Below are 11,566 nucleotides of genomic sequence, written 5' to 3'. Positions count from 1 at the left end.
CGGTAGACTGGAAGACAATCCCGCCACACTGCGGAACTGTCGAACGACGCAGCCGGCTCCTCTATGCCCGGAGCACGGCCTGTGCTGTGCCAGAAAGGGCGCTTCGTGGCCGATTCCGGCAACCCCAACGAGAACAACCAGTACACCGCCAGCAACATCCAGGTCCTCGAGGGTCTGGATGCGGTGCGCAAGCGCCCCGGTATGTACATCGGCTCGACCGGTGAGCGCGGCCTGCACCACATGGTGCAGGAGGTCGTCGACAACTCGGTCGACGAGGCCCTGGCCGGCCACGCGGACACCATCGACGTGACGATCCTGGCCGACGGCGGCGTGCGCGTCGTCGACAACGGCCGTGGCATCCCCGTCGGCATCGTCGAGTCCGAGGGCAAGCCGGCCGTGGAGGTCGTGCTGACCGTCCTCCACGCGGGCGGCAAGTTCGGCGGCGGCGGCTACGCGGTCTCCGGCGGTCTGCACGGCGTCGGCGTCTCCGTGGTGAACGCGCTGTCCACGAAGGTCTCCGTCGAGATCAAGACGGACGGCTACCGCTGGACGCAGGACTACAAGATGGGTGCTCCCACCGCGCCCCTCGCCCAGCACGAGGAGACCTCCGAGACCGGCACCTCGGTCACGTTCTGGTCCGACCCCGACATCTTCGAGACGGTCGAGTACTCCTTCGAGACGCTCTCCCGCCGCTTCCAGGAGATGGCCTTCCTCAACAAGGGCCTGACGATCACGCTCACCGACGAGCGCGAGTCCGCCAAGGCCACCGTCGGCGCCGACGACCCGGACGCCGAGGCCGCCGCAGAGCCGGCCGCGCGCACGGTGACGTACCACTACGAGGGCGGCATCGTCGACTTCGTGAAGTACCTCAACTCGCGCAAGGGCGAGCTGATCAACCCGACCGTCATCGACATCGAGGCCGAGGACAAGGAGCGCCTGCTCTCCGCCGAGATCGCGATGCAGTGGAACTCGTCGTACAGCGAGGGCGTGTACTCCTTCGCCAACACGATCCACACCCACGAGGGCGGTACCCACGAGGAGGGCTTCCGCGCCGCGCTGACGACGCTCGTCAACAAGTACGCGCGCGAGAAGAAGCTGCTCCGCGAGAAGGACGACAACCTCACGGGCGACGACATCCGCGAGGGTCTGACCGCGATCATCTCGATCAAGATCGGCGAGCCGCAGTTCGAGGGCCAGACCAAGACCAAGCTCGGCAACACCGAGGCGAAGACCTTCGTGCAGAAGGTCGTCCACGAGCACCTGACGGACTGGTTCGACCGCAACCCGAACGAGGCCGCGGACATCATCCGCAAGGGCATCACCGCCGCCACCGCGCGCGTGGCCGCCCGCAAGGCCCGCGACCTCACCCGCCGCAAGGGTCTGCTGGAGTCGGCCTCCCTGCCGGGCAAGCTCTCCGACTGCCAGTCGAACGACCCCACCAAGTGCGAGATCTTCATCGTCGAGGGCGACTCCGCCGGCGGCTCCGCCAAGTCCGGCCGGAACCCGATGTACCAGGCCATCCTGCCGATCCGCGGCAAGATCCTGAACGTCGAGAAGGCCCGGATCGACAAGATCCTCCAGAACACCGAGGTCCAGGCACTGATCTCGGCCTTCGGCACCGGGGTCCACGAGGACTTCGACATCGAGAAGCTCCGCTATCACAAGATCATCCTGATGGCGGACGCCGACGTCGACGGCCAGCACATCAACACCCTGCTGCTGACCTTCCTCTTCCGCTTTATGCGGCCGCTGATCGAGCACGGGCACGTGTACCTCTCCCGCCCGCCGCTCTACAAGATCAAGTGGGGCCGGGACGACTTCGAGTACGCGTACTCGGACCGCGAGCGCGACGCGCTGGTCGAGCTGGGCAAGCAGAACGGCAAGCGGATCAGGGAAGACTCGATCCAGCGCTTCAAGGGTCTCGGCGAGATGAACGCCGAGGAGCTGCGCGTCACCACCATGGACGTCGAGCACCGGGTGCTCGGCCAGGTCACCCTGGACGACGCCGCCCAGGCCGACGACCTGTTCTCGGTGCTGATGGGCGAGGACGTCGAGGCACGGCGCTCCTTCATCCAGCGCAACGCCAAGGACGTTCGCTTCCTCGACATCTGAGTCGGTCTCAGCTGACCGCACGAAAGGACTGACCACCAGCAATGGCCGACGAGAACCCTCCCGTGACCACCGAAGAAGAAGAGCCGGTGCTGCGCATCGAGCCCGTCGGGCTCGAGACCGAGATGCAGCGCTCGTACCTCGACTACGCGATGTCCGTCATCGTGTCCCGCGCGCTGCCCGACGTGCGTGACGGCCTCAAGCCCGTCCACCGGCGCGTGCTGTACGCGATGTACGACGGCGGCTACCGGCCCGAGAAGGGCTTCTACAAGTGCGCCCGCGTCGTCGGCGACGTCATGGGCACGTACCACCCGCACGGCGACTCCTCCATCTACGACGCGCTGGTCCGTCTGGCCCAGCCGTGGTCGATGCGGATGCCGCTCGTCGACTCCAACGGCAACTTCGGCTCCCCGGGCAACGACCCGGCCGCCGCCATGCGCTACACCGAGTGCAAGATGGCGCCGCTGTCGATGGAGATGGTCCGCGACATCGACGAGGAGACCGTCGACTTCACGGACAACTACGACGGCCGCAACCAGGAGCCGACGGTCCTCCCGGCCCGTTTCCCGAACCTGCTGGTCAACGGCTCCGCCGGTATCGCGGTCGGCATGGCCACCAACATCCCGCCGCACAACCTCCGCGAGGTCGCCGAGGGCGCCCAGTGGTACCTGGCGAACCCCGAGGCCGGCCACGAGGAGCTCCTCGACGCGCTCATCGAGCGGATCAAGGGCCCCGACTTCCCGACCGGCGCGCTCGTCGTCGGCCGCAAGGGCATCGAGGAGGCGTACCGCACCGGCCGCGGCTCCATCACCATGCGCGCGGTCGTCGAGGTCGAGGAGATCCAGAACCGCCAGTGCCTGGTGGTCACCGAGCTGCCCTACCAGGTCAACCCGGACAACCTCGCGCAGAAGATCGCCGACCTGGTGAAGGACGGCAAGATCGGCGGCATCGCCGACGTCCGCGACGAGACCTCGTCCCGGACCGGCCAGCGCCTGGTCATCGTGCTCAAGCGGGACGCGGTCGCCAAGGTCGTCCTCAACAACCTGTACAAGCACACCGACCTCCAGACGAACTTCGGCGCCAACATGCTGGCGCTCGTCGACGGCGTGCCGCGCACCCTCTCCCTGGACGCGTTCATCCGCCACTGGGTGACGCACCAGATCGAGGTCATCGTCCGCCGGACCAAGTTCCGGCTGCGCAAGGCCGAGGAGCGCGCCCACATCCTGCGCGGCCTCCTCAAGGCGCTCGACGCGATCGACGAGGTCATCGCCCTCATCCGCCGCAGCGAGACGGTCGAGGTCGCCCGCGAGGGCCTGATGGGCCTCCTCCAGATCGACGAGATCCAGGCCAACGCGATCCTGGAGATGCAGCTCCGCCGGCTCGCCGCCCTGGAGCGCCAGAAGATCATCGCCGAGCACGACGAGCTGCAGGCGAAGATCAACGAGTACAACGCGATCCTCGCCTCGCCCGAGAAGCAGCGGGCCATCGTCAGCGAGGAACTGGCCGCGATCGTCGACAAGTTCGGCGACGACCGCCGCTCCAAGCTGGTGCCCTTCGACGGTGACATGTCCATCGAGGACCTCATCGCCGAGGAGGACATCGTCGTCACCATCACGCGTGGCGGCTACGTGAAGCGGACCAAGACCGAGGACTACCGCTCGCAGAAGCGCGGCGGCAAGGGCGTGCGCGGGACGAAGCTGAAGCAGGACGACATCGTCGACCACTTCTTCGTCTCCACCACCCACCACTGGCTGCTCTTCTTCACCAACAAGGGCCGGGTCTACCGGGCCAAGGCGTACGAGCTGCCGGACGCCGGCCGGGACGCCCGCGGCCAGCACGTGGCCAACCTGCTGGCCTTCCAGCCGGACGAGCAGATCGCCCAGATCCTGGCGATCCGCGACTACGAGGCCGCGCCGTACCTGGTCCTCGCCACCCGCTCCGGGCTGGTGAAGAAGACCGCGCTGAAGGACTACGACTCGCCGCGCTCCGGCGGTGTCATCGCCATCAACCTGCGGGAGCGGGAGGACGGCAGCGACGACGAGCTGATCGGCGCCGAGCTGGCCTCCGCCGAGGACGACCTGCTGCTCATCTCGAAGAAGGCGCAGTCGATCCGCTTCACCGCCACCGACGACGCGCTGCGCCCGATGGGACGCGCCACATCGGGTGTCAAGGGCATGAGTTTCCGCGCGGACGACGAACTGCTCTCGATGAATGTCGTCCGGCCCGGTACGTTCGTCTTCACCGCGACCGACGGCGGTTACGCGAAGCGCACCCCCGTCGACGAGTACCGCGTCCAGGGCCGTGGCGGCCTCGGCATCAAGGCCGCCAAGATCGTGGAGGACCGCGGCTCGCTCGTGGGCGCGCTGGTGGTCGAGGAGACCGACGAGATCCTCGCCATCACGCTGTCCGGCGGTGTGATTCGTACGCGAGTCAACGAAGTCAGGGAGACCGGCCGTGACACCATGGGCGTCCAGCTGATCAACCTGGGCAAGCGCGATGCCGTCGTCGGCATCGCACGGAACGCCGAGGCCGGCAGCGAGGACGAGGACGGCGAGGACGTCGTCGACGCCGAGGGTGCCCTTGAGGCAGCCGAGGCCGAGGCAGCGGTCGAGGGCACGGAGCCTGCGACCGGGGATCACGAGGAGTAGAGCGTGAGTGGAGCCACGGGCGCCGGATCGGCGGCTGCCGGAGCTTCTGCAGGTGCTGGAGCGCACGGCGCCCGTGGCTCGGCCACGGACTCCCAGGGGGTTGCGGTGACGGACACTCGGGGGCAGCAGCCCCCCTATCAGGGCTACAACGGCGCCCTGCCCGGCGAGCGCCCGGCGGCGCCCCCGGCGGGCGCCTACCACCCGCCGCGGGCCTACGACGGCCCGCAGGGCGGCGGCCCCACCCAGGGCGGCCAGTCCGGCGCGGTGCGGCGGCCCCGGACGGGCGCGCGGACGACCCCGCGCACCCGCAAGGCGCGGCTGCGGGTGGCGAAGGCCGACCCGTGGTCGGTGATGAAGGTGAGCTTCCTGCTCTCCATCGCCCTGGGCATCTGCACGGTCGTCGCGGCGGCCGTGCTGTGGATGGTCATGGACGCCATGGGCGTCTTCTCGACGGTCGGCGGGACGATCAGCGAGGCGACGGGCTCGAACGAGTCCAACGGCTTCGACCTGCAGTCGTTCCTGTCGCTGCCCCGGGTCCTGATGTTCACCTCGGTGATCGCGGTGATCGACGTGGTCCTGATGACCGCCCTGGCGACCCTCGGCGCGTTCATCTACAACCTGTCCGCCGGCTTCGTCGGCGGCGTCGAGCTGACGCTGGCCGAGGACGAGTAGACCGCGAGGGGGCCGGCACCGGAACCGATTTTGGGACTGGCCCCCACGTGCGCTAATGTTCAGGAGTCAGCGCGGCGGGAAACAAACCGCAAAGCGCGGCGGGGCTATAGCTCAGTTGGTTAGAGCGCATCCCTGATAAGGATGAGGCCACAGGTTCAAATCCTGTTAGCCCCACAGAAGTGATCGACCCGGACGGTTCCACCGTCCGGGTCGATCTCGTTGTGTGAGGTTTGGCGCCCGCACAGGTCACCGATCGGTATCGGTCGATGTGTAGAGTGGGCGTCAGGAAGACTCCTACGTCAACGAAAGACGAGGTCGCGCGGTGAAGAAGCTGCTCCTGGTCGCACTGGCCGCCATCGGCGGGCTCCTCGTGTACCGCCAGATCCAGGCGGATCGCGCCGAGCAGGACCTGTGGACGGAGGCGACCGACTCCGTGCCGTCCGGTTCCGGTGTCTGAGGCCCCACCCATCTGAAACCGAGAGATCCCGGTCGCGCCACGCGCGGCCGGGATCTCGGCGTTTCCGGGTCCCGCCTCCACCCGCTGTTCCAGGGCCGTGACACAAAGTCCTTGAATTCGCCTGAGCAAATGACTAGCTTGCACTGGCAAAGTTGAGTGCTCGCGAACAAGGACGACCGGGGGGACACCGTGACCACAGGACGACGAAGGGCCGCGGCGGGAGGCGCGCTGGCAGGCGTACTCGCGCTGCTGCTCGGCCCGGCACCGCAGGCGGCGGCCGAGGACGGCACCGAGGCCGCCCCCGGCGGCGCCCTGGTGATGGTCCTCGACTCCTCCGGCTCCATGGCCGACCCGGTGAGCGGCACGGGGGCCGGCGGGCGTACGAGGATGGCGGCGGCCCGCGACGCCATCGGCACCGTCGTGGACGGCCTCCCCGACGGCCACCCGACCGGACTGCGCGTCTACGGCGCCGACCAGGCGAGCGGCTGCGACGACACCCGCCTCGCCCGGCCCGTCGCCCCGCTCGACCGGGCCGGGCTCAAGGCCGCCGTCGCCGCGCTCACGCCCAAGGGCGACACCCCCATCGGGCTCTCCCTCCGCAAGGCCGCCGAGGACCTGCCGAAGCCCGCCGGCGGCGCCCTCGCCACCCGCACGATCCTCCTGGTCTCCGACGGCGAGGACACCTGCGGCACCCCCAAGCCCTGCGAGGTCGCCGCCGACCTCGCCCGCCAGGGCGTCGGCCTGCGCATCGACACCGTCGGCTTCCAGGTCGCCGGCCGGGCCCGCGAGGACCTGGAGTGCGTCGCCGAGGCCGGCAACGGCCGCTACTACGACGCCCCGGACGCCGACGCCCTCGCCCGCCAGCTCCAGCGCGCCGCCCGGCTCTCCGCCGACGGCTACCGGCTCGACGGCACGCCCGTCCGGGGCACCCCCGGCCGCTCCGGCGCGCCCGACCTCGCCCCCGGGCAGTACCTCGACACCATCGGGCCCGGCGAGAAGCGCTACTACGCCACCACCCTCGACGCCGACTCCAACGCCCACTTCGCCGCCACCGCCGTCCCGCAGCCGGGCGCCGCTGTCGACACCGTCGACAAGCTGACCACCAGCCTCGTCTGGCTCTCCTCCACCGGCGACGAGGGCAGCTGCGAGACCCGCGGCGAGATCTTCCACCAGGACGAGGGCGCGGTCCCGCTTACCTCCTCCGTCGCCCGCGTCCCCACCCAGACCCGCTACTCCGCCTGCGACCGGCCCGGCCGCTTCTGGCTGACCGTCGAGCGCACCAGCAAGCCCGGCTCGGACGCCGCACGCTGGCCGCTGGAGCTGCTCCTCCGCGTCGAGAAGCCGCTGCCCGCCGGGACCGTACCGGCCCAGTCGGAGCCCGAGTACGGCGCCGGCGGACCCGAGGCCGCCGTGCCCGCCGGAGAGCCGCGGGAGGTCCGCGGCGGCACCGGCTTCAACGACGCCACGGAACTCTCCACCGGGGCCTGGCGCGACCGCCTGCTGCCCGCCCAGACCCGCTGGTACAAGGTGCCCGTCGGCTGGGGCCAGCAGCTGCGCTACGACGTCGAGTTCGGCAACGTACCGGCCGCCGGCGGCATGACGGGACCGGCCCGCTCCTACGTCGCCACCGAGGTCTACACCCCCGCCCGGCAGCCGGTCGGCACCGGCACCGGCGTCTTCGACTCACGGACCGTCTACACCGGGGAGCCGGCCGAGCTGCGCATGGGCACGGTCCCGGTCGCCTGGACCAACCGCTACGAGCCGAACCAGAACGTCACCGCCGTCCACCTCCCCGGCGGCCACTACATCGCCGTCACCCTCGGCGCCGACGCCGCCCGGATCCCCGGCGACCCCGAGATCGGCTTCGTCCTGCGCGTCAGCGTCCTGGGCCAGGAGAAGGCCGGACCCGAGCACCACGCGCGCGTGGCGGACCCCAAGGCCCCCGCGGAGCCGGGTGAATCCGCCCCCGGTGCGGACACCGGAGGCACGAGCGGGGCAGGATGGTCCGGCACGACGGCCCTGGCGGCCGGCGGCGGGGCGCTCCTCCTGCTCACGGGGGTCCTCCTCGGCGTCCGGCGGGCACGGGGCAGGGCGCGGTGACGGACACGACGAGGAGAAGCGCGTGAGCACGCAGGCGGGGGCCACGGCCGGGGACGGGACCGGACGCCGGGGGAGGAGCGCGGCCAGGACACGGAAGGCGGCGGCGCTCCTCACGGCCGCCGCCGCGGTGGGCACGCTCACCGCGCTGCCCGCGTGGGCGGCCGAGGAGGCTCCCCTGCCCGCGTACGCCTTCGACCCCTCGGGGCAGCGGATCCAGGGTGCCGCCTCCAGCGCCGACGCCGTCGCCCTGGAGCCCGGCAAGACCTACCGGGACACCCTCAGGAAGGACGGGAAGGTCTACTACCGGCTCAACCTGGACACGACGAAGAACTCGTACGTCTCCGCCGTCGCCGTCCCCAAGCCGGGCGGCAAGGCCGAGTACGGCGACGGCTTCCGGATCACGATCCAGGACGGCTCCGGCAGCGACTGCGGCTACCAGGAGGTGAACTTCGCCACCGGCGACCACGTCCGGCCGCTGACCGGCTACGCCCGCCGGATCGTCCACCCGGACGAGAACTACTGCCAGGACGCCGGCACGTACTACGTGCTCGTCGAGCGCGAGTCGGACGCCACCTCCACCCCGGACGACTGGGAGCTGGAGCTCCAGCACGTCACCGAGCCGCTGCTGCGCAAGATCGGCCCGGACAAGCTGCCCGAGTCGTGGCCCTCCGGGACGCCCGCGCCGCCCGTCGGCAAGCCCGAGGTCCGGGAGGGCGGGGCCGGTTTCCACACCGCCGTCTCGCTGAAGGAAGGCGAGTGGCGGGCGAACATCCGGCCGGGCCAGACGCTCTTCTGGCGGGTGCCGGTCGACTGGGGCCAGCAGATCTTCGCCACCGCCGAGCTGGGCAGCAGCAACGCGGGCGACGAGCTGGTGAGCAACGCGCTCGCGCTCGGCCTCGACAACCCGGCGCGCGGTTTCGTCGACCTCCAGACCGCCAGCTACAACGGCAAGCAGACCACCGTGGCCCTCGTCCCGCGGCGGCCGGTCGCCCACGACAACCGCTCCTCGTTCGAGACCGCCACGAGCGCCATGGGGCTCGCCGGCTGGTACTACCTCACCGCCACGCTCAGCCCCGAGATCGCCGAGGAGTACGGCGACACGGCCCTGCCGCTGATCCTGCGGGTCAACGTCGGGGGCGAGAAGAAGCCCGCGCCCGACTACGACGCGGACCCGGGCATCTTCCAGGTGACGGACGGGGACCGGGCCGCGGCGGCGAGCGGCGCGAGCGGGGCAGCGGCGGCCGACGGCAACACCCTGATGGTCGCCCTCGCCGCGGGCGGCATCGGCCTCGGCACCGTCCTGCTCGTCGGCCTGGGCGCGTGGACCCTGCTGGCCCGCCGGACGGCCCGTTCCTAGGCGCTCTCAGACCTGGGTCAGCGCCCAGAAGCCGACCGCCAGCGACACCAGCGCGAGCAGCAGCACCGGGACCGCCACCTTCGGGGGCGGTCCCGGACGTCGTTCGGGTGCCTCCAGCCGCCGATCGGGAACCTGAACGGTCTGAGCGGTGTATGGATTCGTAGAGGCGTGCGACTGCGGCTGTGTGTGCGGCTGCAGCTGCGGCTGTGTCTGCGGCACAGCGGGACCGAAGGGGGGTACGGGATGGGCGACCGGCGGGGGCAGGTGGAAGCTGCCCGTCTCCGAGGGCCCGGGCACCGGCTGCCGGTACGGGTTCTGCCGCTGCTGCTCGTACGGATCCCGGTTCGGCTCCTGGTACGTCTGCGGGGCCTGCGCGGCGGCCGGGACCGGTGGCGCCGGCGGGGTCTGCGGGACCTGCGCGGCGGCCGGGACCGGTGGCGCCGGCGGGGTCTGCGGGGCCTGCGCGGCGGCCGGGACCGGTGGCGCCGGCGGAGTGTCCTGGACGGGGCGGGCGACCGGGCCCTCCGGGCCGAAACCGGCGGGCAGCGGGCCGAGCTGGTCGAAGATCTCGACCGGCTCCTCCCCGCCCTCCGGCTCGGGCAGCATCTCCGCCGCCGCGTTCAGCGCCTTCCGCGCGCCCGTGGCCGTCCGGAAGCGGGCCTGCGGATCGGGCTGCAGCAGCCCGGCCAGGACCTGCCACAGCGGCTCGGGGACGCTCGCGGGCGCCGGCGGGGTGCCGTGCGTCAGGAAGTGCTCCATGAGGGCCTGCGAGTCCGGCCGGGTGCCGTGCAGCAGATACAGCGCGACCAGCCCGACCGCGTACAGGTCCGCCGTGAAGTCGGGCTCGGCTCCGAGGAGTTGCTCGGGCGCGAAGTAACCGGGCGTGCCCACCACGTAGTTGGTCTCGGTGAGCCGGGGTTCGCCCTTGCGCATCGAGATGCCGAAGTCCGACAGCCGCAGATGCGGCCGGCCCGTACCGGTCGCCTCCATCAGGATGTTGGCCGGCTTGATGTCCCGGTGCACGACCCCCTCCGCGTGCACCGTCGCCAGCCCCGACAGCAGCTGGTCGAGGAGCGTGCAGACATAGCGGGGCGGCAGCGGCCCGTAGTCGCCGATGACATGGGCGAGCGAGCCGCCGGCGACCAGGTCCATCGTGAAGAGGACCTGGTCGTCGTCGGCGGCCCAGCTGGCCGGGGCCAGCACGTGCGGATGGTCGATCCGCAGCGCCTGCTCGCGGACGAAGCGGAGCAGCGTGTGCGCGTCGCTCTGCTGGAGCACCTTGGCCGCCACATAGCGGCGCCGCCGGTGGTCCCAGGCGCGCCAGACCGCGCCGGCCCCGCCCCGCCCGATCGGATCGATCAGCTCGTACCTGCCGGCGAAGACCTCACCCATCGCGCTGCGCCCGCTCCCCGTTCGTCGTCCGTCGTCAGTCGTGCGTGCTGCGTCAGTTCTGGTGCGACTCGTAGTGGGCCACCGCGTCGGCGGTGCGCCCGGCGCCGTACACCCGGAGGAACTCTGCCAGCTCCGGGTGGTGCGGGGCGAGGGAGTCGGCGGCGTCGATGATGTCGCCGGCGGCGGCCACGGAGCGCAACAGCGACTGGATCTCGCGGACCACGCGGCGCACGGTCGGGGCGCCGGATCCGTTGGCGGTCTGGCCGCTGGTGCCGGTCAGGACGGAGCCGCCCTGGGACTTCTTGATCTCGTCCATGCGGTCGGTGGCCTCGGCGGCGCTGACGCTGCCGTCGGCGACCTGCACGGCGAGCTCCTGGAGGGCCTGGACGCGCTGGACCACGGCCGGGTTGCCGATCTTGGCGCGCTGGCCGCTCATGAGCTGGGACAGCATGGGCGCGGACAGCCCGAGCACCCCGGCCAGCCTGGCCTGGTTGAGCCCGAGATCGTCGATCAGCCGACGGAAGAGCGCCCCCAGCGGCTCCCCGTACCAACTGCGCTGAAGCTCTCTGGCTCTTGCCGTGGCTTCCTGCTGCGCTGCGTCCATCAGTTCTCCCCATCCCTGCGGTTCGCCACTGCGAACCTCGGTCAGCATCTTACGGAGCGTGGTCGTTCATCGGGAGACCCCACCTTTTGCCCGGGACAGGGGGAGAACCGGTACGCTGTCCTCGTTCCGGGGCCTTAGCTCAGTTGGTAGAGCGCTGTCTTTGCATGGCAGATGTCAGGGGTTCGACTCCCCTAGGCTCCACCCGTGAAATGCCCTCTGGACTGCGG

General features: G+C 70.9%; 8 protein-coding genes and 2 tRNA genes. 8 read left to right on the top strand and 2 right to left on the bottom strand.

The window, feature by feature from the left end:
* Window positions 1-81: 81 nt before the first annotated feature.
* From gyrB to IF73_RS0102940, 7 genes are all read left to right on the top strand, one after another.
* A complete protein-coding gene (gyrB, locus tag IF73_RS0102970; RefSeq protein ID WP_031003089.1) occupies window positions 82-2,112 on the top strand; it encodes a DNA topoisomerase (ATP-hydrolyzing) subunit B in 2,031 nt (676 codons plus the stop codon).
* A 41-nt stretch (window positions 2,113-2,153) separates the two neighbouring features.
* Window positions 2,154-4,757: a DNA gyrase subunit A gene (gene gyrA / locus IF73_RS0102965; protein ID WP_031003087.1), complete on the top strand. Its 2,604-nt coding sequence runs from the start codon at window positions 2,154-2,156 to the stop codon at window positions 4,755-4,757.
* Between the two features lie 105 nt (window positions 4,758-4,862).
* Window positions 4,863-5,429 (top strand): DUF3566 domain-containing protein, encoded by a 567-nt coding sequence (locus IF73_RS0102960; RefSeq protein WP_031003085.1) that lies wholly within the window; start codon window positions 4,863-4,865, stop codon window positions 5,427-5,429.
* Between the two features lie 100 nt (window positions 5,430-5,529).
* A tRNA-Ile gene (locus IF73_RS0102955) sits at window positions 5,530-5,603 on the top strand.
* Window positions 5,604-5,751: 148 nt separating this feature from the next.
* Window positions 5,752-5,886 (top strand): DLW-39 family protein, encoded by a 135-nt coding sequence (locus IF73_RS41810; RefSeq protein ID WP_208809277.1) that lies wholly within the window; start codon window positions 5,752-5,754, stop codon window positions 5,884-5,886.
* A 189-nt stretch (window positions 5,887-6,075) separates the two neighbouring features.
* Complete coding sequence (locus IF73_RS0102945; protein WP_234338139.1) at window positions 6,076-7,986, top strand: vWA domain-containing protein; 1,911 nt, start codon at window positions 6,076-6,078, stop codon at window positions 7,984-7,986.
* A 22-nt stretch (window positions 7,987-8,008) separates the two neighbouring features.
* Window positions 8,009-9,343: a hypothetical protein gene (locus IF73_RS0102940; protein WP_234338138.1), complete on the top strand. Its 1,335-nt coding sequence runs from the start codon at window positions 8,009-8,011 to the stop codon at window positions 9,341-9,343.
* Between the two features lie 6 nt (window positions 9,344-9,349).
* Here the strand turns inward: IF73_RS0102940 and IF73_RS0102935 are convergent, their stop codons facing one another.
* Both IF73_RS0102935 and IF73_RS0102930 read right to left on the bottom strand, forming a co-directional pair.
* A complete protein-coding gene (locus IF73_RS0102935) occupies window positions 9,350-10,735 on the bottom strand; it encodes a serine/threonine-protein kinase (protein ID WP_031003079.1) in 1,386 nt (461 codons plus the stop codon).
* Between the two features lie 52 nt (window positions 10,736-10,787).
* Window positions 10,788-11,339 carry a helix-turn-helix domain-containing protein gene (locus IF73_RS0102930; RefSeq protein ID WP_030493753.1) on the bottom strand — a complete coding sequence of 184 codons (552 nt, stop codon included), beginning with the start codon at window positions 11,337-11,339 and terminating at the stop codon, window positions 10,788-10,790.
* A gap of 128 nt (window positions 11,340-11,467) precedes the next feature.
* On the opposite strand from IF73_RS0102930, the gene IF73_RS0102925 reads away from it, so the two are divergent.
* Window positions 11,468-11,540 (top strand) — tRNA-Ala (locus IF73_RS0102925).
* Window positions 11,541-11,566: the final 26 nt, after the last annotated feature.

This window comes from Streptomyces sp. NRRL F-5727 (assembly GCF_000719555.1).
In the GTDB taxonomy this organism is placed as follows: domain Bacteria; phylum Actinomycetota; class Actinomycetes; order Streptomycetales; family Streptomycetaceae; genus Streptomyces.
The sequence above is the reverse complement of the archived record's forward strand: the minus strand, read 5'-3'. Positions and strand labels throughout refer to the sequence as shown.